Annotated in this window: 19 protein-coding genes and 1 tRNA gene; 9 read left to right on the forward strand and 11 right to left on the reverse strand. The window is 63.7% G+C overall.

The annotated features are described in order from the left end of the window. Nucleotides 1-18: 18 nt before the first annotated feature. Nucleotides 19-378: a ribonuclease P gene (locus QGG57_01400; GenBank protein MDP7006836.1), complete on the forward strand. Its 360-nt coding sequence runs from the start codon at nucleotides 19-21 to the stop codon at nucleotides 376-378. Further along, nucleotides 375-1019 (forward strand): protein-L-isoaspartate(D-aspartate) O-methyltransferase, encoded by a 645-nt coding sequence (locus QGG57_01405; protein MDP7006837.1) that lies wholly within the window; start codon nucleotides 375-377, stop codon nucleotides 1017-1019. The genes QGG57_01400 and QGG57_01405 overlap by 4 nt, the downstream gene beginning before the upstream one ends. Nucleotides 1020-1060: 41 nt before the next feature. On the opposite strand, the gene purE is transcribed toward QGG57_01405, so the two are convergent. After that, nucleotides 1061-1522 (reverse strand): 5-(carboxyamino)imidazole ribonucleotide mutase, encoded by a 462-nt coding sequence (gene purE, locus QGG57_01410; protein MDP7006838.1) that lies wholly within the window; start codon nucleotides 1520-1522, stop codon nucleotides 1061-1063. A gap of 109 nt (nucleotides 1523-1631) precedes the next feature. Between purE and QGG57_01415 the strand changes: the two genes are divergently transcribed. Next, nucleotides 1632-1707: transfer RNA gene (locus QGG57_01415), tRNA-Arg, on the forward strand. Nucleotides 1708-1822: 115 nt separating this feature from the next. Further along, a complete protein-coding gene (locus tag QGG57_01420) occupies nucleotides 1823-4981 on the forward strand; it encodes a S8 family serine peptidase (GenBank protein ID MDP7006839.1) in 3159 nt (1052 codons plus the stop codon). Here QGG57_01420 and QGG57_01425 read toward each other — a convergent pair. From QGG57_01425 to QGG57_01450, 6 genes are all read right to left on the reverse strand, one after another. Beyond that, nucleotides 4935-5240 (reverse strand): hypothetical protein, encoded by a 306-nt coding sequence (locus QGG57_01425; protein ID MDP7006840.1) that lies wholly within the window; start codon nucleotides 5238-5240, stop codon nucleotides 4935-4937. The genes QGG57_01420 and QGG57_01425 overlap by 47 nt on opposite strands. 49 nt (nucleotides 5241-5289) lie before the next feature. Beyond that, complete coding sequence (locus QGG57_01430; GenBank protein MDP7006841.1) at nucleotides 5290-5652, reverse strand: 6-carboxytetrahydropterin synthase; 363 nt, start codon at nucleotides 5650-5652, stop codon at nucleotides 5290-5292. After that, nucleotides 5653-6393, reverse strand: a complete 741-nt coding sequence (locus QGG57_01435) for a ribonuclease Z (protein ID MDP7006842.1) — start codon at nucleotides 6391-6393, stop codon at nucleotides 5653-5655. A 146-nt stretch (nucleotides 6394-6539) separates the two neighbouring features. Then, nucleotides 6540-7058, reverse strand: a complete 519-nt coding sequence (locus tag QGG57_01440; protein MDP7006843.1) for a KH domain-containing protein — start codon at nucleotides 7056-7058, stop codon at nucleotides 6540-6542. Continuing rightward, nucleotides 7046-7795: a serine protein kinase RIO gene (locus QGG57_01445; protein ID MDP7006844.1), complete on the reverse strand. Its 750-nt coding sequence runs from the start codon at nucleotides 7793-7795 to the stop codon at nucleotides 7046-7048. Before QGG57_01445 ends, QGG57_01440 begins: the two co-directional genes overlap by 13 nt. Beyond that, nucleotides 7795-8169: a translation initiation factor eIF-1A gene (locus QGG57_01450; protein MDP7006845.1), complete on the reverse strand. Its 375-nt coding sequence runs from the start codon at nucleotides 8167-8169 to the stop codon at nucleotides 7795-7797. Before QGG57_01450 ends, QGG57_01445 begins: the two co-directional genes overlap by 1 nt. Nucleotides 8170-8248: 79 nt before the next feature. On the opposite strand from QGG57_01450, the gene gcvT reads away from it, so the two are divergent. The 4 genes from gcvT to QGG57_01470 all read left to right on the forward strand — a co-directional run bounded on the left by gcvT (nucleotide 8249) and on the right by QGG57_01470 (nucleotide 16053). Further along, nucleotides 8249-9277 carry a glycine cleavage system aminomethyltransferase GcvT gene (gcvT, locus tag QGG57_01455; protein ID MDP7006846.1) on the forward strand — a complete coding sequence of 343 codons (1029 nt, stop codon included), beginning with the start codon at nucleotides 8249-8251 and terminating at the stop codon, nucleotides 9275-9277. Next, nucleotides 9274-9651: a glycine cleavage system protein GcvH gene (gene gcvH / locus QGG57_01460; GenBank protein ID MDP7006847.1), complete on the forward strand. Its 378-nt coding sequence runs from the start codon at nucleotides 9274-9276 to the stop codon at nucleotides 9649-9651. Before gcvT ends, gcvH begins: the two co-directional genes overlap by 4 nt. Beyond that, nucleotides 9648-10631 (forward strand): 50S ribosomal protein L11 methyltransferase, encoded by a 984-nt coding sequence (locus QGG57_01465; protein MDP7006848.1) that lies wholly within the window; start codon nucleotides 9648-9650, stop codon nucleotides 10629-10631. The genes gcvH and QGG57_01465 overlap by 4 nt, the downstream gene beginning before the upstream one ends. Nucleotides 10632-10770: 139 nt before the next feature. Further along, on the forward strand, nucleotides 10771-16053 hold the full coding sequence (locus QGG57_01470) for a hypothetical protein (protein ID MDP7006849.1): 5283 nt from the start codon (nucleotides 10771-10773) through the stop codon (nucleotides 16051-16053). Nucleotides 16054-16180: 127 nt separating this feature from the next. On the opposite strand, the gene ftsZ is transcribed toward QGG57_01470, so the two are convergent. Further along, nucleotides 16181-17227, reverse strand: a complete 1047-nt coding sequence (gene ftsZ / locus QGG57_01475; GenBank protein MDP7006850.1) for a cell division protein FtsZ — start codon at nucleotides 17225-17227, stop codon at nucleotides 16181-16183. Beyond that, nucleotides 17227-17631, reverse strand: a complete 405-nt coding sequence (locus QGG57_01480; protein MDP7006851.1) for a hypothetical protein — start codon at nucleotides 17629-17631, stop codon at nucleotides 17227-17229. The genes ftsZ and QGG57_01480 overlap by 1 nt, the downstream gene beginning before the upstream one ends. 244 nt (nucleotides 17632-17875) lie before the next feature. Here QGG57_01480 and QGG57_01485 point away from each other — a divergent pair, with 244 nt between their 5' ends. Further along, on the forward strand, nucleotides 17876-18709 hold the full coding sequence (locus QGG57_01485; GenBank protein MDP7006852.1) for a TIGR00269 family protein: 834 nt from the start codon (nucleotides 17876-17878) through the stop codon (nucleotides 18707-18709). Here QGG57_01485 and QGG57_01490 read toward each other — a convergent pair. Both QGG57_01490 and QGG57_01495 read right to left on the reverse strand, forming a co-directional pair. Then, on the reverse strand, nucleotides 18706-19254 hold the full coding sequence (locus QGG57_01490; GenBank protein MDP7006853.1) for an NUDIX hydrolase: 549 nt from the start codon (nucleotides 19252-19254) through the stop codon (nucleotides 18706-18708). The two genes, QGG57_01485 and QGG57_01490, sit on opposite strands and share 4 nt — an antisense overlap. Continuing rightward, nucleotides 19251-20111, reverse strand: coding sequence for an FKBP-type peptidyl-prolyl cis-trans isomerase (locus QGG57_01495; protein ID MDP7006854.1), 861 nt, complete (start codon nucleotides 20109-20111; stop codon nucleotides 19251-19253). The genes QGG57_01490 and QGG57_01495 overlap by 4 nt, the downstream gene beginning before the upstream one ends. Nucleotides 20112-20146: the final 35 nt, after the last annotated feature.

Consider the following 20146-nt stretch of genomic DNA (forward strand, 5'->3'; position numbering starts at 1 on the left):
ACCGGCCACTCGCGGCGCATGTCGTCGCGTCGTCGCGGTCGCCGCACGAACCGCATGGAGACCATCGCTCGCGAGCGCATCGCGCACCTGCTCGAGCAGGCGGAGCGCTGGGCGCTGGAAGGGCGGCAGGAGGACGCTGACCGCTGCGCGCAGCTGGCGCGGCTCATCGGCAAGCGCTACCGGCAGAAGCTGACGCGCGAGCAGCGGCTGCGCGTCTGTCGCGGCTGCGACGGCTTCCTGGGGCCGGCGACCGCCCGCGTGCGGCTCTCGCGCAAGGGGTGGCGCACCACCACTTGTCTGCAGTGCGGGCGCGTCTATCGCCAGTCGCTACGAAGCAAGGCCAGCGCCCCCGCACGGCGAGCGCTAGACGAGCGATGAGTGCAAACCCCGCGCGGACGCGGCTGCTCGACTACCTTGAGCGGCGCGAATACCTACGCACGCCCGCAGTCCGGGCGGGGATGGAGGCGATCGACCGCGCCGCGTTCGTTCCGCAGCCGCAGCGCTACGCTGCGTGGGACGACACGCCGCTGCCTATCGGCCGCGGGCAGACCATCTCTGCGCCGCACATGGTCGCGATGATGCTCGAGGAGCTGCAGCCGCGCCCCGGCCAGCGGCTGCTCGAGGTCGGCTCCGGGTGCGGCTACCACGCGGCGGTCGCGGCGGCGATGGTCGCGCCGGACGGCGAGGTGCATACCGTCGAGCGCATCCCGCAACTGGCGCAACGGGCGCGCGCCAACCTTGCGGGCGTCACGAACGCGACGGTGCACCACGGCGACGGCTCGCTCGGCCTGCCCGAACTGGCGCCGTTCGACCGCATCCTGGTCACCTGCGGCGCGCCGCGGCTGCCGGGGCCGCTGCGCGAGCAGCTCGCCGTGCGGGGGCGCATGGTGGTGCCGGTCGGCGGCCGCACGTTGCAGGAACTGCTCGTCATCGAGCGTGACAGCGACGAATGGCGCGAAGAGCGGCGGCCCGGCGTCGCGTTCGTGCCGCTCATCGGGAAGCACGGCTACGAAGATTAAATAGCAGTCGTCGAGAAAATCGGCGCGCTGAAACGACCGTTTCAGCTCGACTCGATGACCTTGCGTTCCAGCTCGGCGTGGTAATCTTCCAGCGCGGAAGCCACCGCATCGTCGCCGAGCGCGAGCATGCGCGCCGCGAGCAGCGCGGCGTTCTCGCCGCGGCCGAGTCCGACCGCGGCGACCGGGACGCCGGGCGGCATCTGCACCACCGAGAGCAGTGAATCGAGGTTGCCGGGCGAGCTGCCCGAGGTGCACGGGACGCCGATGACCGGCTTGCGCGTGTGCGCCGCCACGACGCCCGGCAGCGCTGCGGAGAGGCCGGCGACGGCGATGAAGACTGACGCGTCGCTGCCTTCCACGAGCTCGACCACGCGGCGCGGGGTGCGGTGCGCCGACGCGACGTGCGTCGCGTGGCTGATGCCGAGCTGCGCCAGCACCTCCTCCGCCTTCGCTGCTATCGGCTTGTCGCTCGCCGAGCCGAGCAGCAGCATCACGCTTGTCATGCGGCGCCAAGGCGCCGAGTCTTAAGGGTTTGAGTGGCGCGCAATCGTCGCCAGCGAGCTGCCGCGCCTTCGCCGCGGGCTTTAAAGAAGGCGAGCCATCGCGCCGCGCGCCCGGATGGTGTAGCCAGGAATCACTGGAGCTTGCGGAGCTTCGAACCCGGGTTCGAATCCCGGTCCGGGCGCCAGTTCTACGGGTATGCTCTCGACGATAGCGCTTTTCTTTTTTCCGGGCGGCAAGCATAATTTGCCCCGCTCGCGGGCGGCTGCAAACACTTATCACCGGCTTGACTACGCGCCGCCGTGAAGCGGTTCATGACGCTGCTGCTGGTCGCCCTGCTGGCACTACCAACGCTGGCAGGGATGCTGCCGGCTGGGGCGATGCCCGTATCACCTGATGGGGTCGAGCTGCCGGCGGAAACGGCGTCGCTGGTCGACCCGCGGCTGGCGCTGATGGCTGCCCAGCCGGGGCGCATTGGTGAATTGGGGGGAACGCCAGCCCCCGAAGGGCAGATTTCGGTAATCATGCGTGTGGATGATTTACGTGGCGAGCACCGCACCTACGTTGTGTCCTTAGGTGGTGAAGTCGTATCCTGGTTTCCCAGATTCGAGACATTCGGGGCAATCGTGCCGCTCAATGCGCTACCATCACTAACATGGCTTCCTGGACTGGTGTGGCTCGAGCCGGACGTTATGTTCTACCCGGCGCTCGACAACAGCGTCGCGTCGCTGCGCACGACCGACGTCTGGTCGCAGTTCGGCTTCCGGGGCGAGAACGTGACGATTGCGATTCTCGATACTGGCGTCGACTTCGCGCATGAGTCTCTCGACGACCTTGACGATATCAGCTCGACCGACGACCCGAAGATAGCAGTCGACGCGGACGGTAAGCTGGCGTTCTACAACGCTAACACTGACAAGGAATACCCCGACGAGCAGCCGCACGACTCCGGCAGCCACGGCACGCATGTGGCGGGCATCGCGGCCGGCACCGGCGGGCCTTCGGGAACCTACGCCGGGATGGCCCCGCAGGCGCGGCTCGCCGGGGTCATCGCACTCGACGGCGGCGGTGGCGACACCAACGACCTGCTGCGGTCGGTAAACTGGACGATTTCCAACCGCGACCGCTTCAACATCCGCGTCATGTCGCTCTCGCTGGGCGGGCCGGTCGTGATTCCCGGTGCGACCAATGACGGGCAATCGTCGATTTCGCAGGCGCTCGACAACGCTGTCGAGAACGGCATCGTGACGACGGTCGCCATCGGCAACGGCAACCTGGGCGTCGCGGCGCACCCCGGCTCGGTGACCTACCCGGGCGACAGCGAACGCGCGATTACCGTCGGCTCGGTCAACGACAACCACAACCGCGAAATCTACTCGTCGCGCGGCCCGACTGGCGACGGCCGTCTCAAGCCCGATGTGATGGCGCCCGGTGGTGGCGTGATGTCCGCCCAGAAAGGAAGCGGCGACGGCTACGTCTCCTATTCCGGGACGAGCATGTCGGCGCCGCACGTCGCCGGCCTTGCCGCATTGATGGTGCAGGCCAACCCGCAGATGCGGCCCGACGCCGCCAGCAGTCCCTATAAGCAAATCATGCGCGAGACCAGCGACCACCGCGTCCCGTTCGACCTGGATTGCGGCGAGTTATACTCGCCCAACAACTGCTACGGCTGGGGCACGGTCGATGCGCTCGGCGCGGTGCGGCGAGCACTCGACCTGCGCTCCGGCTCCATTGCGGGGCCGCCCGAAATTCCGGTGCTCGAGAACGGCAGCTTCACGCTCGCGATGGATTACACCCGCACCGAGCACACGACTCGCGGCGAGGATGGCGGCACCATCCAGGACTACCCGCAAGGCGAGCAGCCCGATTCGGTGCGGGTCGAGGCGCGCTGGTCAGCGTCCTGGCCGGCGCCCAGCAACTTCGAACTGGACGCCGATGCCGCCGACGGGCTGACCGCCGAGGCGGCCTTCGCCTCTGGCGTCGATGGCGGCGAGCGATTCGTGCGCGGCTGGTTCAACTACACCGGCGAGCCGGCAGCGGGCGCGGTGCTCATCTCGTACCCGACGCTGCGCTTCGACCTCGGGGCGCCGGTCGCTGTCACCGAGACGCAGCTACGCGCCAGCTACGCGCTTAACAACAATCCCGGCATTTCCCGGTCTCTGGAGGTCAGCAGCTACAGCGACCCGCCCGACCTGCGCATCGAGGAGCTGCGGCTGCAGCCCGAGGTGCCGCTGCCCGAAGAGGAGGTGCAGCTGATCGCGCGCATCGTCAACGAAGGTCTCGGCCGAGCGCGCAGCTTCAGCGTCGAGTTCAGCCTCGACGGCGAGCCGCTCGGCACCCGTGAGGGGTCGTTAGACCCTGAACAGGCGCTGAACCTTGCGCTGCCGTGGACCGCGGTGCTCGGCGAGCACGAGTTCACCGCATTGCTGGTTGACATCTCGCCCACTGATGCTGATGATTCTGACCACAGCGCCACGCTCTCGGCAACAGTCACTGACATTATTGATACGCAGCCGCCGCTGGCGTTCATCACCGCGCCGCACGAAAACGAAATCCTCTCCGGGACCGTTACAGTCAGCGGCACCGCGAGCGACAACTACGCGGTGCGTCGGGTCGAGGTGCGTGTCGCGCCCAACGCATGGGAGACCGCTTCCGGCACCATTGACTGGGGCTGGGAATGGAACACAACAGCTGACCTGAACGGTCGCTACCGGATTGAGGCGCGGGCGTGGGACGGCTTTAATTACTCGTCGTCGGCGACAGTCGAGGTCGAAATAACCAACGACGACGCCAACCGGCGGCCCACCGCACGGCTCTCGGCGGAGCCGCTCGAGCTCGAGTTCGGCGAGCCCGTGAGCTTCAGTGGAAACGGTTCCAGCGACGACTCGCAAGTCGCCGGCTACGCCTTCGATTTCGGCGATGGCGACGCCACCGGCTGGGCTTCGCAGTCGTGGGCGCGCCACACCTACCTCTCACCGGGCAGCTACACGGCAACGCTCGAGGTGCAGGACGACGAGGGCGCGCACTCTTCGGCGCCCGCCAGCGTTACTATCATGGTCCTCGACGAGCAGCCCAACCGGCCGCCACTGGCGCTGATTGCGCTGCCGCAGCCGGGCACGCAGCTCTCCGCAGGGGTGGTGGCGCTCTCGGCTGCCGGCAGCAGCGACCCGGACGGCGACCCGCTGCTCTTTAGCTGGAGCAGCGACCGCGACGGCCACCTCGTGACGACCTCCTCGTTCGAGACGTCTGCGACGCTCTCGGCCGGCGCGCACATCCTGACGCTGGAGGTGCGTGACGGCGAGGGAGGTGAAACGACCGCGACAGTCGCGGTCGAGGTCCGCGCTATCGAACGCGAAGACTCGTCATTCCTGCCCGCGCCGGGTGCGTGGATGACGGCGGTCGCCCTCGCCGGCGTCAGTCTTCTTCTGGCTGCCAGACGTGACCGGTCTCGTCGAGGTTGAAGACCTCACGCAACAGTTCGTCGGTGAACCGCTTTCCAATCGAGGTCTCGGCCTGAATATATTCCTCCAGCTCGCCGAGGTCAATCTCGCCGTCGGGGCCGAAGGCCACCGGCGATTCGGCGAAGCGGAAGCGCACTTCCTGCGCGCCGCGGTCGAAGCTGAACTCCTCGAGGTAACCGGCTTCGCGCATCAACTCGCCCAGATCCACCAGCCGCTTGCCGCGTGCGGTGGAATCAACCCGGAAGGCGATAGTGGTCATGCGGGCGTAGCGGCAGCCGGCTAAAAACTGTGACCCCCGGGCGCCCGCGTCAGCCGGCGAACTCGACGCGCGAGGTCTCGTTCTCCCACAGCACCAGCTTGCGCAGCTGCGGCAGGCTCGGCGCCAGCCGTTCCCAGAGCCATGCGACCAGCACCTCGCTGGTCGGGTTCTCCAGCCCCGGAAGGTCGTTGAGGTAGTTGTGGTCGACCTGCGCTTTCAGCGACGCGAACGCCTCTTCGAGTAGTGCGAAATCGACCACCATCCCGGTCGCGGGGTCCATCTCGCCTTCAACGTGGATTTCGAGCCGGAAGGCCTGACCGTAGACCCGCCTACAGGGATGGCCTGCGGGGACGCGCGTCAGCTTGCGCGCCGACTCGAAACGGATGATATGGACCAGTTTGTGGACGCCCACTCAGCAGGTGACGACATCGCCCGATTCGGGGATGGTCCACTTGCGCTGGCGGTATTTCTTGAGGATATCCTTCTTCTGCTTGCGCAGGTCGCGCTGCAGGTGGACCAGCGCCATCTGCTTTGGTCGCGCCAGGTCATGCAGTCGCTCCAGCTGGACCAGGCTGCAGTGGGTCTTGGTCTGCCCGTCCTCAAGGTATGCCTCGTGCACCAGCAGGTTGGCTCCCGTGTAGAGCTTGGCGGCGGTGGGGGTGAACATCCCGTCACCCGAGTAGCAGAACACCTTCTGCGGCGAGCCCGCTTCGAGGCGCAGCCCGAGGTTCTGGACGCTGTGGCGCGTGTTGACGACGCGCAGGTTCCAGTCGTCCCAGCGGTGCGACCGCTGTAGCTCGCGGAAACGTAGTGTGAAGGGAATGTGCTTGACCATCCCGGGGTACGCCATCTCCATCAGCCGCTCGAGGTGGCGCTGGCTCCCGACCGGGCCGAAGAGGTAGAATGGGCGCGTGCGGCCATCTTCCCACATGCGCATCAGCAACGCCGGCAGTCCGAAGACGTGGTCAGCGTGGAAATGCGAGATAAATACACCATCGAGGAAGTCGGGCCGGACCGAAATCTTCCACACTTCGGATGGTGTGTTGGCACCACACTCGACCAGCATGCGTCGTCCGGCTGCCTCTACCAGCAGGCAGACGTTGGTCTGCGTCTCGTCGAATGCCTCACCGACACCCAGGAAACTGATTTTCATGTTCTCGCCCCGCTTGATTCATTTTTCATAGTTTGTTTCACCTCGCGCTGCTGGACGCCCGTTCCCGGCACTAAATACCATGGCCAGAACAACGAGCTTTTCGCCGCATACTTCCGAATTATTTAATAATTGCGCAGGAAATCGCTTCAGCGCGAGCGGCGGTGCCCCTCGAGGTAGTGGTAGACCGAGCCGTGCTCGGCCCCCGCGAGCAGCATCCCCAGCGCGACCTTGGCCGCCTCGACCGCCTCGAGCGAGCCAAGCAGCGCTACCGTATGCCCCTGCACCGCCATGCGGGCGTTGCTCTGCTCCTCGATGATGCGGCGTGTCTTGCCGTTGCGACCGATGACCCTGCCGCGCATCCGCTCCAGCCGCTTGCGCGAGTGGCCGGTGTGGTCGCGGATATCGACCACTTCAAGGTAGGTCTCGGGGTCGAGCAGCTCGCGTGCCGTCTCCGGGGAAAAGCCGCGGCCGATGGCGCGCACGACCGCCAGCAGCTGCAGCGCCAGCAGCGCGTCGCCCCGCTCGGGCTGGACGACGCGCACCATCCCGGTCCGCGAGTCAATTTCGAGGGTACAGCCGGTGGCGTCCTCGAACTCCTTGCGGGTTTCTCCGTCGTGGCCTATGAGCACCCCGATGCGACGTTGCGGAATCCTCACGTACTCCATTGCTCGACCTCCTGTCGCGACAGCCCCGGCAGCCGCTTGCGGAACCAGCGGTGGATATTGCCAAGGTCGCGCTCATGCAGCTCTGCGAAGCGTGGATGCTGGCGAGGTACCGCCTGCCCCACGTCGATAATGCAGGGCTGCTCGCGCACGTTAAGCACGTTGTATTCCGACAGGTCGCCGTGCGCCAGCCCCGCGCCGTGGTACGCCTTCACCGAGCCCATCAGCGCCTGCAGGAACTCGCGCGGTTCCTCGGGCGGCAGCTCGCGCAGCGTTGGATAGGGGTGGTAGCGCCAGCCGCGGTACTGCATCACCAGCAGGTTGCGGTGGACGTGGAACGGCTGCGGTACGCTGGCGCCAGCGGCGTGCATCAGGTGCAGGTTCTTGAATTCCTTCTGCGCCCAGGTGAAAATCCGGTCGCGGTGCGACTTGCCGCTGTGCGGGAAGCGCGGGTCGCCATCAAGGTAGGGCGCCAGCTTGCGGAAGGTGGCAGTGCTGAGCCGGTAGATTTTCACGGCGCGGTTGCGCCCGTCGCGCGTCTTGCCGCGGAAGACGTTCGCCTCCTTGCCGGTGGCGATGATGTTTTCGAGCGTGTGCAGCACGCCGCGGCTGAAGAGCTGCTGGATGGCGTGCAACGTCGGCTCGTCAAACACCGCGTCGAGTGTCTTGCGTCCGTCGCGGTCGCCCGCGCGTACAAGCTGCCCCCGCTGTCGGTCCAGCCTCAGCAGGCTCTCTTCCATCAGTAAATGTCCAGGATTTCCGGTATCAGGTCCTGCCGCTTCAGGTTGGCGCTTTGCGTCGCCGTGTAGCGGAACTTGACGTCAGCCTTCGAATCCTGGAACGACCACGGGACGATAATCAGCAGGTCGTTCTCGCGCACCCACATCCGGCGCCGCAGCTTGCCGGGGATGCGCCCCATGCGCCGCTTGCCATCCTCGCAGATGAGCTGCAGCCGGCTGCCGCCCTGGAAGGTCTCGGCGACGGCGAACATTTCCCCTTTGGGGCGATACGGCAGCGGCAGCCGCAACGTATGTTTCTGCCCCTCCTTGTCTTCAATGGTGACTTTTACGCTCTGCTTGAATCCGCGCTTTTTGTCGTCGCTGGGGACTGCCACATCGTGCGGCACATCCAGACGGTTATAAGCATTGAGTCGCGCCCCAACGGTTTTTCCCCGTCGGCGGGGTGCGGTCGCGATGCACCACACCCCGCTCCATGCAAGCCACAGGGCCCTCGGCGCGCGGCTGGTCGACTTCGCCGGCTGGGAAATGCCCATCCAGTTCGAAGGCATCATCGCTGAACACCGTGCGGTGCGGTCGGCCGCGGGCGTCTTCGATGTCTCGCACATGGGGCAGCTTTTCGTTCGTGGCCCGAAGGCGGCGGCGTTTCTGGCGTGGGTGACAACATGGGATATCCGCAACCTCGAGCCGGGGCGCTGCCGTTACTGCCACATCCTCGACGAACAGGGCTGCATCATCGATGACACGATAGTCTACTGCCTCGCCCCCGACGAGTTCCTGCTGGTGCCCAACGCCGCCACGACCGGTCGCATTGCGGACTGGCTTGCGACGCACATCGCCGACTTCAACGCGACGCTGGAAGACCGCAGTGCGGAGCTGGCGTGCATTGCGCTGCAAGGCCCTGACGCGCCACGACTGCTCGAGATGCATCTCGCATTGGCGGTCGAGCCGTTCAGCCACACGCGGCAGGGTGAATTCATTGTCAGCGGCACGGGATATACGGGCGAGCCGGGGTGCGAAATCATCCTGCCGCGCGACGCGGCGCTGGCGCAATGGGAGGCGCTGCTGGCGCTCGGAGCCGCGCCGTGCGGGCTTGGCGCGCGTGACACGCTGCGGCTCGAGCGCGGAATGCTGCTCTCGGGGACTGATTTTGACGGGGGCCAGACGCCGCTCGAGGCGAATTGCGGCTGGGTCATCGGCTGGGGCCACCAGTTCATCGGCCGCGAGCCGCTGCTGGCGCAGCGCGGCAGCGGCTACGCGGTGCTGCGCGGCATCCAGCTTGGGGAGCGCGGCGTTCCGCGCCCCGGCTGCGAGGTTTTCCACGCCGGCGAACGCGTCGGCCAGCTCACGAGCGGGACGCTCTCTCCATCGCTGGGGACTGGCATCGGCCTCGCCTACCTCAACCTCAAGCCGGGGACCGCGGTGACGGTCGCCGTGCGCGGAAAACACTTAAACGCGCGCGTGGTGCGGCCGCCGTTCCAGTGAGCGACATACCCGAAGAACTGCTCTACGCCGAGTCGCACGAGTGGCTGCGCCAGCACGATGACGGGACCTGCGTCCTCGGCATCAGCGACCACGCCCAGCAGGCGCTCTCCGACGTGGTGTTCGTCGAACTACCGGCGGTCGGCGACACTTTTGGCGCGGGAGACAGGGTTGCTGTCGCCGAGTCGGTCAAGGCCGCCAGCGATATCTACGCGCCGGTGGCGGGCGAAATAACCGAGGTCAACCAGCAGCTGGAAGAGGCGCCCGAATTGCTGAACGAGTCGCCCTACGAGCTCGGCTGGATTGTTGCCTTCCGGCCTGCCGCGGAGTCGCAGGGCTTGCTTGACGCGGCGGCCTACCGTCAGGCCATAGAGTGATTCCCCACTTGAAAGTGCAGCGCGCCGACGCCGAAACAGCACGCGCCCGGCTTGAGCGGGAAGGGCTGCTGCATCCCGACTTCCGCGCGCAGCACGACGGCGACTTCGTCCTCTGGCCGCTGGCGGGCGCAGCCGAGGGCGAAATCGTGCAATGCAAGGGGCGGCCGGCGCGCGCCATCGGGCGCGACTACCGCGACGCGCTGTCGCCTGAGTTGCGCAAGCTGGCGCCGCGCGCGTTTGATATGCTGGGCCACGTTGGAATCCTGCGGCTCTCCGACGAGGCACAGCCCCATGTCACGGCCATCGCGCAGGCGTTACTGGAGAGTCACGCCAACCTGCGGACGGTGGCGGTCGACAGCGGCGTTGGCGGGCAGTGGCGCGTACGGAACCTCGCGGTGGTTGCTGGCGATGACGACCTCGTCGTGCTGCATCGCGAAAACAATCTCCGTTTCGAGGTTGATTTGCAGCAGGTCTTTTTTTCGCCGCGGCTGGCGGGTGAGCGGGCGCGCATTGCGGCGCTGGTGCGGCCGGGCGAGCGGATGCTAGACGCGTTTGCCGGGGTGGGGCCGTTCGCCATCACCGCCGCCCGGGCTGGAGCGCAGGCGGTCGCCATCGACGGAAATCCTGCCGCCGAAAAATGGGCTTTGCGTAATTGTGAGTTTAATAACCTGTCATCTGAGAGCTTTGAGTTCCACACTGGCCTGGCGGAGGAGCTGGTACCGAGACTCGGGAGCTTCGACCGCGTCGTGGCGAACCACCCCACCGGCTCGCTCGCTTTCATCGCCACCGGCCTCGCCGCGCTCGCGCCGGGCGGGGTGCTACACCTCTACTTGCTGGCTGACCGCAAAGCGCCGGAATTGCCGGCCGGAGTCGCGGAGGAGCTGAGCGATTTCGCCAGCGTCAGCGGCTCGCGAATGGTGCACCCCTACTCGCCCGGACGGGAGCTGAGGGTGCTGGACCTGCTGCGGAAAAGCTCCTAATGTCAAACGATTGTACCACTTATCTTAAATAGTAGTTCCAGCGGACTGGGGTGTTACTTTATTATCACCCTTCGGGATGGAAGGAGACTGCGCTCATTCTATGAGTACGGTAAAGGACAAAACAGCGAAGGTGTGTAAAATGAACGCAAACAGCACTGCATCCGCTTTCCAGACAGGGAAGCTGGCTGCAATACTGGTTGCCTTCCTGATGACAGTCAGCGGCATTACAATGCTGGCTGGCACAGGACAGGGAACCGAGAGCAAGACGCCCTACATGGGCGACGATGTCTTCTTCTCCGAGGAAGGCGTCCAGGCCTACGGCGACATCAACGCCATCGTGGAAGGATACGCGCCACAGCCAGCTAAGACGCTGGCTACCGGCAAGTTCTCACCAGAGCCGGCAGAACCAGGTGACGCTAAAATCCTGATTGTCGACGACGACATGGAACGCTGGATGTCGGGCCCTTGGCTCGAGGCTTCCCACGTTGAGACGGCACTGAACGACGGTGGGTATTCATTCGACGTCTTCCGCGCCGGCATGTGGGGTGGCACCAACTGGATGATTCCCAGCGGCAATGAAGGGCTATCCTTGCTCGACAACTATGAGGTAGTTATCTGGTATTCCGGCTGGAATACTGAAATTGTCTCTAGCGGCGAGGGAAATACGATGATGGACTACCTCGATGGAAATTCCGGTACCGAGGATGATTTTTCAGTGTGTCAGGAGTGTCGTAACGTAATCCAGCTGACCCAGATGGGCGACTGGCTTGCGGCCTATGGAGGTACTTACGTCAGTAACTACCTGCATGCCAACACGTGGTACTCCAGTTACCTAGTCGTTGACGGTACTTCCAACCCGATGAAGGGAGTCGATGACTCCCTTTTCGACGGCAAGGAGTACTCGACCGACACCGCGGGTATCCACTATCTGGACCGGCCCTGTGGTTTCCAGCCGCAAGACAATAATGCAATGGGATCCTTCTGGATGGATGTCCACAGGGATGCGACTCACAACTACAAGTACCACGCCATTGAATTTCCACGGAACGATGGCCAGCCGGTGACTTCCACCCAGACCCACAAGGCGTTCACTTTCGCTGACGAGATTGGCGTCTTCGATTCCCGCTCCGAGCGGGCAGACTTCTTCGCCACTATCCTGGACTGGATGGAAGTTAACCGCGAGCCCAAGCAGAACGTCGATATCGGTATCGGCGGACTGGATATCCCGAACCATTCGCAGTACTGGCGTACAGTCGAAGCGATGGTCCCGGTCGAAATCAAGGTAACTATCACCAACTACGGCTACCTGCCGCAGTCGGGTACTGGCGTACACCTTAAACTGAAGAACCAGTACGGCCAGATACTGTTTGACAGCACTTTCACGACGCAGGCGTTCGCCGGCGAGGAAGGACATCCGATGAATGTCGAAACCATCATGCCGGGCCAGTCAGTGGTCTTTACCTTCAACAAGCTTAACGACGCTATCCAGCGGGCCCACGATGGTAACGACCCCAACCGGGCACGCCACGTGCTCTTCACCAGTGCCGGTATGGATCGCATCACAGCTGGTGTAATCCACACGGGTGACCAGGTTTCCGCCAACAACTTCGTTCAGGCCGACGTCGGCGTCTCCAAGTGGGTCGACAACGCCGAGCTGGATGAACCGGGGGCATCGATTACCATCGCTGACACCGATGACAATGGCGCGAGCAGCTATGACAGCATAAACTACCATCGTGCCCACTCCTACGACTGGGACATGGATGGCTGTGGCTGGGCCCGCGAATGTGACGGTACCACCGACAACAAGACCCAGAGTGCAGTCTACCACGAGGGCATGTACTCCTTCGGGTCGTTCAATACCAACGGTTGGTACAAGACTAATGCCAACCCAGCTAATTGTGACTGGGATGCCAACCACAATGCCCAGAACGACTGTCCCAAGTTCGTACCCAACCCGAACCAGGATGATTACTTCCAAACCCCGCCGCTCGACCTGAGCGCGATGGAAGAGGTCGTAATTAGCATGCTCTTCACCGGCTGCATGGAATCGGGAGACTACTTCCGCATGCAGATTTCGAAGGACGATGGCGCCAGCTGGGTCAACCTGATTAACTACTCCGGTTTCTGTCCTGGCGAAGGAGCCTGGTACCTGTGGGGCGGTGGTAACACGCGCTACCAGGGCTACGCTCTGGCTTCCACCTACTACGGAGCGGAAGACACAGCCTCAATCCTCTGGCGTGTCCAGATGGACGCAGACAATGACCAGGTCACCGAGCAGAACAACGCCAACGGCCGCCCCTACCCGGGCTGGTTCATTGACGAAATGTGCTTCCGCGGCACCGAGCGCATCACGCGCGACGTGGCTGTGACTGACGTCACGGTTCGCGATGAGTCGTTCCGCGTACACGCGCAGAATACTAACAACGACCGTGAGTTCAATGCTACCGTGCTGAACGCCGGCGAGGCGAGCTGGGACTCACTGCCGATCAAGTTCACCGTAACTGATCTGCAGGGCGAGGACTGGTCGCACATGCTGAGCGATGACCAGCCGGAGATTCCGACCCTCGCGGGCGACTCAGCCTACGGCAACGTCGACACCGAGGGCCACGAGGACCAGAAGGAGCTCTTCACCTACTTCCCGACGCCCACTGCCAACACCTACTTCATAGAGGTCGAGGCGCTGGTGCCGGCGGGCAAGGACTTCTTCCCGTGGAACAACTCGATGAAGGTGATGTTCCGTGTTTTCGACACATTCTTCTACGATAATGTCGATGACAAGGACTACACCTACACCCAGTTCCACCGCACCTCGGAGACTGGCAACAAGTTCTTCGACGTAGATGTCACCGATGACTCGACACTGGGCTCGGCCCAGTCGGGCAAGTGGGCCTGGCGCTACTTCAGTGCCGGCAGCGACGCCTACAACGGAGGTGCCGACGACAGCATGGTCACGCCTGACAGCTGCACGCGCGATGTCGACGGCAACGACGTCACCGACGTCTGCGTCGACCTGCGGGCGGCGTTCAAGCCGGTGCTCACGTTCTCGATTAAGTATGATCTGGCCAACGGTGACCGGCTGGAGGTGCGCGTTGCTAACGATTTCGACAGCAGCCAGAAGATTACCTCCGGTAGCTGGAGCATTCTGAAGACCTATGAGGGCACGAGCGGCGACTGGGCCAGTTCCGACTGGATAGTGGAAGAAATCAGCCTGAGCGCCTTTGAGGGTTACCAGACCTTCCTCGACTTCCGCGTCGTCAGCAACGTCGGCGGCGGACGGGGTGTACTGCTGGATGACATCATGGTAATCGGCAACGAGTACCGTAACAACGTTGGCATCACCGATGTGACGACCGACCGCTTCGCGGCGGCCGGCAAAGACCACGACCTCTCCATCACGGTGAAGTCGATTGGCCTCGAGCCGCAGCAGGATGTGACCGTCTACGCGCGCATAACTGACATGAACGGAGTGCAGGCGTGGCCCGACCCGTCGGCGCGTTACTGGAACTACTATCAGGTCCAGATTGCGCTGAATAAGGGTGACTCGTTCACGATTGACCCCGACACCGCCGGTTCAACCTGGCGCTGGGGTGCCGAGCTTGCGCCGGGCCTCTACAACCTGCACGTCAAGGCCGAGCGGCCGGACGAGCTGACTGTGCCCGACGAGAACCCGGTCGATAACACCGTGAAGCAGACGCTGGTGCTGGGCGCTACGCTGCTCAGCTCCTCTGAGTGGACTAGCGACGACTGGACCATGGGCTCCTGGGTCTGGGACGGTTCCGACTCCGGCACGTTGACCTCACAGAGCTTCAACGTCTGGAACAGTGACCCGTTCCTGGTGGTCGAAGCGGCCTATGAGCTCGACATCGCCTCGGTGCAGGCGCAGGTACGCGCAGGCTCCAGTGGCCAGTGGTTCGATGTCAAGTGGCGCGCAGCGGGTGAAACAACCTCGCTCTACGCTATCCCGGGCGCCAACTACACCACCCTGCCAGACTCCTGGACCGGCAGCAGCTACTTTGACAACAGCAGCAGCCAGACGTTCTATGCCGACCTTGGTGTAGTGGACGAAATCTCGGATGGCAGTGGCCTGCAGGACCAGTACATTGGTGGACCGATGCAGGTACGCCTGGTCGGGACCTCCGGTGGCGGCAGTGGAACTTTCACGGCCTACACCGCAGCAGTATTCGGCCTGAACTCGTACGCCATGGATGTCAAGGAAATCACGCCCACTTCACAGAAGGGGGCGCCCTCCTCGTCGACTGGCGACACCATCAAGCGGACCTACACGGTCAAGGCGCGCAATCTGGGTGCCATCTCGGACTCAGGCGTGGTGGACTTCACCATCACTGCCCCGGACAACTCGTTCGTGACTCTCGAGAGCGGTAGCTACTGCCAGGGATGCCCCGGCGCAATCCTGAGCCACATCATGCAGCAGGGTCGCGAGACAGTGGTCGCCATCAAGCCCATTCCGGGTTTCTGGGGCGGCAACCGTGACGACCCGAGCGGCGGTGACCCGACCGCGTTCATCGACAAGGATGGCGTCATCACCTGGCCCAGCGGCACGACCGACTACACTATGCCAACTGGCTGGTCGATTTCCAACCCGACCAAGTCCAGCTGGGATTCCTCAGCCGGTAAGCCGATGGAACCGAGCGCGAGTAACTTCATGGACCCCGGCGACTCACTCAACGTGAACGTCGAGGTTACCGTGGGCTTCGCAGCCTGGGCACCACCGGGTACCTACACCATCCAGTCGGACGTCCGCTCCTGGACCGACTACGACGACACCTTCACCGACGGCGATGCCGACGGACAGGCGACCATGACCATCGACAAGCCCGATCTCAAGCTGGGCGACTACGGCTACGTCTCGCACGCGGTCGGTTACAGTGTAGCCGGCACCGGCTGGACCAAGCGCAGTGGCGGCGATGAATACTTCACCTTCCGGGTTGAAGTGCTGAACGCTGGCACTGAGACAGTCGGTAGCTTCAAGGTGGGTCTGCTGGACTTCAGCCAGAACCCGCTGGGTGTGCAGGTATCCATCAGCTGGACCGGCACCAACTGGGTTGTCGACAGTGATGGAACCTCTGCGACCGGCGCTGAAATCCAGACCAGCAAATGCGGTAACGACCCCTCCCGGACCTGTAAGTACGTCTACTTCAAGGCGACTGCAACCGAGCTGGGCATGTCCGCCGGACCTGGCGAGGAAGTCTCGGGTGTCTACACCTTCTACCTTGCGGTAGATACTGAAGACGTCATAGACGAGTCGGACGAAGGCAACAACCGCGTGCCGATCGACATCACTACAGTGAGCGAGGTCAACACCGTACCCTCGTTCTCGATGGCACTCTGGAGCACAATGCTGGGCGGCCTGCTGGCTGCACTCGGTGTCGCGTTCCGTCGCCGCGAAGAAGAGGAATAGACTAAGGCGCAGGAGGAGAGGTTCGCCTCTCCTCCAACCTGCCGCTACAGTACCTAGTGTAAGCTCTCAGGAGAGTGGTGTCCACCGCCTCAGGCACAGCCGTCATTGACGGCGGACAGCAAAGGTTTCAGCCTACCATCGGGATAGCATCGCCTAGCGGGGAAGCTATCGCCTCGTCGAACCGCTCGATATCGAGGTCCTCCTCACTGTTGGGGATAGCCGACACCAGCAGGACCACCTTGACTCGATTGCCAAGCTGGTCGTCAGTGCGTAGCCCCCAGATGAGGTTGACATCTTCGGAGAGGTCGAACTTGAGTGCCGCGAGAACCTCGTGGCAGTTGTTGAGCGAGAAATCGCTCCCGGCGGTCACGTGCAGCAGCATCGCCTCGGCACCCTTGTAGCGGGTGTCGAGCAGCGGATTGCCCAGGATTGCGTCGAGTACCGAGCCGGGAGCGGAGTTGTCTGACTCACCGTAGAGCACCTTGGCGGTGCCGCCCGCCTCGACAATTCGCTTCAGGTCGGCGAAATCAACGTTGATGGTCGAAGGTTCTGTCACGATCTGTGCCAGTTCCTGCACCATGTCGACGACCAGGTCACTCATGACGCCAAAGGCGCGCTTGATGGGATATTCAGGCGCCAGGCGATTGAGATTCTCGTTATCCAGCTCGATGAGGCTGTTGCAGGCTGCCTTGAAGTCGCGCATGCCGTCGAATCCGGCCGCGCGCTTGCCGTCGCCCTCAGCTTCGAAAGGCATGATGGCGACGCCCACTACCAGTTGACCCGCCTGCCGCGCCTGCCGTGCGATTACGGGCGCCGCTCCGGTACCGGTACCACCTCCCATGCCAGCGATAACGAAGGTCAGGTCATTGTTGTCCAGAACTTCTGCGATGCGCTCGTGGTCTGCCTCGGCAGCCATACGGCCGACGCCCGGATTGCCACCCGCGCCGCGTCCTCTGGTGCTGTCGGCACCAAGCACTAGTTTGTGGTGCGCCTGACACTCGTTGAGGTGCATCGCATCGGTGTTGATGGCGACGGTCTGAACACCACCCAGTCCACGCCGGTACAGGCGCGTCAGGATGTTGTTGCCGGCCCCACCGATACCGAGCATCTGGATGCGTGGTTCCTTGACGAACTGTATCAGTTCGTCGTTGTCAAAGCTTTCTAGTCTGTCCATCATTTTTCATTACCTCTACTCCATTCGGAAAAAATCTCATGGCGGCGCGACCTCACCTTGTCGGCATCGCTGGCGAGGGTGTGGTACTCACGCTCCTCCCGCCACATCTCGCGGGCGTGCGATGAAACTGCCCCGCCGATAAGTTCGTCGAACGAGCCAAAGCCGCTCTCCTTCAGGTCATTCAGCCTCTCCACTGCCTTCTCCGGTAGCGAAACCGTAAGGTTGCGCCGGCCGGGGGCAAAGGTGTGTCGCTCCAGGAATTCATCGAGTGCCTCCTGTAGTACCTGATTGTAGGAGCGTACGGTCATCGGGTTCTGGGTGGCGTAAAATTCCAGCTGCGTCGCCCGCTCTGCATCCAGCCGCACGGTCAGGCGATTAGAGTTAAGGGGGCCCAATGGTGCCATGGCTGTCGAGCCTATCTGTGAATATCTTATATAAACTTATCGGTTAATGACGACGTAATTGTGTCATTTAGGCAATATATTTGTGATTTATTGGGTCATAATTGTGTCATACTTTCGGTCGCCGAAAGCTGCTATAGCGGTTCTCTGCTGCCCTCGCATGGCCTGCCGCGCCTGCACGACCGCCCCGGTCATTGACCGTCGCTATTCCGGCGAAAGCCTTTGCCAGCGCCACTTTGTTTCTGCAGTGGAAAAATCGGTACAGCGCGAATTGCGCCAGCAGGCTGTGGCTCTCGAGGCTAGTGGCGAGCCGCTACAGCGCATTGCGGTCGCGCTCTCGGGAGGCAAGGACTCGACAGTTGCGCTGCATCTGGTGCAGGCATGGGCGGCACAGCGCCGGCTGGAGCTGGTCGCGCTAGCAATTGACGAGGGTATTGCGGGCTACCGCGCCCCGGCGCTGGAGTGCGCGCGTCGTGGCTGCGACACGCTGGGGGTCGAACTACGAGTCAGCAGCTACCGCGACCTCGTCGGGATGGGGCTCGACGAGCTGCTGCAGGCGCAGCCCCCGGCGGGGTCGCCCTGCTCGCCCTGCGGCATCCTGCGCCGCCGCGCGCTGAACTTCGCCGCGCGCGAAGCGGGGGTCGACGCGCTGGTGCTGGGGCACAACCTCGATGATTGCGCGCAGACAGTGCTGATGAACCACGCGCGCGGCGACGTGGCGCGGCTGCAACGCATGGCGCCCCACCAGCACCGGCAGCCGGGAATGGTGCCGCGGCTGCTGCCACTGCGCCGCATCCCTGAGCAGGAGGTCTACCTGCTGGCGCTGCTCCAGGAGTGGGAGTTCCACACCGGCGACTGCCTGCATGCAACGGCAGCGCAGCGCAACCTGTTCCGCGACCTGCTGCTCCAGCTCGAGCAGGCGCAGCCGGGGACGCGCCACGGGTTGCTGCGCGGGATGGACCGCATGCGCGAAGCCCTCGCACCGCCGCAGCCGCTGGCACGCTGCCCCACCTGCGGCGAGCCAGCCGGTGGCGCGAGCGAATGCCAGTTTTGCCGCCAGTTCGGTGCGTTCGCAGTCTAATCAGTATCGGCCGCCAGCCCCAGTAGCTGGAAGGCGGACATCACCAGCGAGTGGCGGATAGTGCCGTCAGCAATCAGCCCCGGAACATCGTTGAGTGCCTGTAGCTCCACCTCGAGGTCCTCGCCCGGGTCGAGCGACTGCGTCCCGTCGGGTGTTACGCCCTGGATGACGACAGTGTGGCAGCGGTTGGTGTGGAAGGCAGGATTGGGCGAGACCGACCCGAGGTACGAAACTTCGCCGCCGGTGTAGCCTGTCTCCTCCTCGAGTTCGCGCACGGCTGCCTCTTCCGGGGTTTCGCCTTCCTCAATAACGCCGCCCGGAATCTCAAGCTCCACCTGCTGCGTCCCGAAGCGGTATTGCCGAATCATCACCACTTCGCCCGCCTCCGTAAATGCAATGACGTTTACCCAGTCGTTGCACTCGAGCAGGTAGAAGCTCAGTTCTTCCCCGGTCCGGGGTGAGGTCGCCTGCACTTCCTTGACGCGGAAGATGCGGAACTGTCCATGCTCTTCAGCTTCGCCGGTTTCCCACTCCTCGGGGCTCAAACGATGGCCGCGAGGGTGATGAAGAAAATCAGGTCCTGTCCGCCCAGCGCGTGCGATTCCGGGTTTGTGCCGTAGGCTTCCTGCGCAGGGATGCGCACCGCCAGCGTCTGCCCTTCGCGCATGCCGACCAGCTTGTTGTCGAAGCCGGGAATCATCTGCCGCTTGTCCTGACAGTTATCGTCGGGGACTCCGGTCGCCTCGCAGCCGACGTTGGGCGCCGTCAGCAGGTCGTAATGCTCGCTGGCGGACTCCTTGCGCGGGTAGTCTGACTTGAAGATGGACTCGATATTGGTGTCGAACAGGATGCCGTCGCTGGCCTGGATTCCGGCGTACCAGACGTCGACAGAGTCGCCGTGCTGGGTGGTGTTGCCAAACTCCCCGGAGGCCTTGACGTAGAGCCGCAGGCTGGTCGAGATGGCGGGGTCACCCTGTGAGCTGACGCGTAGTGTCGCATAGAGCAGCCCGGCGTTGGGCGAGGTGACGTGCACCAGTAGCGGCAGTCGCTTGTCCACGGCGACGTCAACCGATTCGAAGCCGCTTTCGACGGCGATGTCGAAGCCGCCGTCGTTGGACTGGACTACGATGTCAAAGCTGTCGCCATGCGAGCCGGTGTTGCGTACCACCAGCACGAAGTCGCTCTGGCCGCCCTGCTCAGCCTCGATGGTGTCCTGCAGGAATTCTGCCTCGACACCGTAGGTTATGGTCGGCGCATCCTCGGGAATCAGGAACAGCACCACCCCGGCGAAGACGCTCACAATCATCAGCGCGCCGAGCGCGAGCGCCACCGTCGGCCGGCCGCCTTGCGGGGTCGCGGTCCGTTCCGGCTTCTTTCCCTTGCGTATCCGTCTGGGTGCCATGGTGCCGCGCTACAAAACCGCTTTACATAAGGCTG

It is taken from the genome of Candidatus Poseidoniia archaeon (genome assembly GCA_030748895.1).
Classification (GTDB): domain Archaea; phylum Thermoplasmatota; class Poseidoniia; order MGIII; family CG-Epi1; genus UBA8886.

Bases quoted from the DNA above. Each gene is read 5' to 3' on its own strand.
- QGG57_01435 (MDP7006842.1), bottom strand. From the start codon at position 6,393: ATGAAAATCAGTTTCCTGGGTGTCGGTGAGGCATTCGACGAGACGCAG.
- QGG57_01480 (MDP7006851.1), bottom strand. From the start codon at position 17,631: ATGGCACCATTGGGCCCCCTTAACTCTAATCGCCTGACCGTGCGGCTG.
- QGG57_01405 (MDP7006837.1), top strand. From the start codon at position 375: ATGAGTGCAAACCCCGCGCGGACGCGGCTGCTCGACTACCTTGAGCGG.
- QGG57_01440 (MDP7006843.1), bottom strand. From the start codon at position 7,058: ATGGAGTACGTGAGGATTCCGCAACGTCGCATCGGGGTGCTCATAGGC.
- purE (MDP7006838.1), bottom strand. From the start codon at position 1,522: ATGACAAGCGTGATGCTGCTGCTCGGCTCGGCGAGCGACAAGCCGATA.
- QGG57_01470 (MDP7006849.1), top strand. From the start codon at position 10,771: ATGAACGCAAACAGCACTGCATCCGCTTTCCAGACAGGGAAGCTGGCT.
- QGG57_01425 (MDP7006840.1), bottom strand. From the start codon at position 5,240: ATGACCACTATCGCCTTCCGGGTTGATTCCACCGCACGCGGCAAGCGG.
- gcvT (MDP7006846.1), top strand. From the start codon at position 8,249: ATGCACCACACCCCGCTCCATGCAAGCCACAGGGCCCTCGGCGCGCGG.
- QGG57_01495 (MDP7006854.1), bottom strand. From the start codon at position 20,111: ATGGCACCCAGACGGATACGCAAGGGAAAGAAGCCGGAACGGACCGCG.
- QGG57_01445 (MDP7006844.1), bottom strand. From the start codon at position 7,795: ATGGAAGAGAGCCTGCTGAGGCTGGACCGACAGCGGGGGCAGCTTGTA.
- QGG57_01400 (MDP7006836.1), top strand. From the start codon at position 19: ATGTCGTCGCGTCGTCGCGGTCGCCGCACGAACCGCATGGAGACCATC.
- ftsZ (MDP7006850.1), bottom strand. From the start codon at position 17,227: ATGGACAGACTAGAAAGCTTTGACAACGACGAACTGATACAGTTCGTC.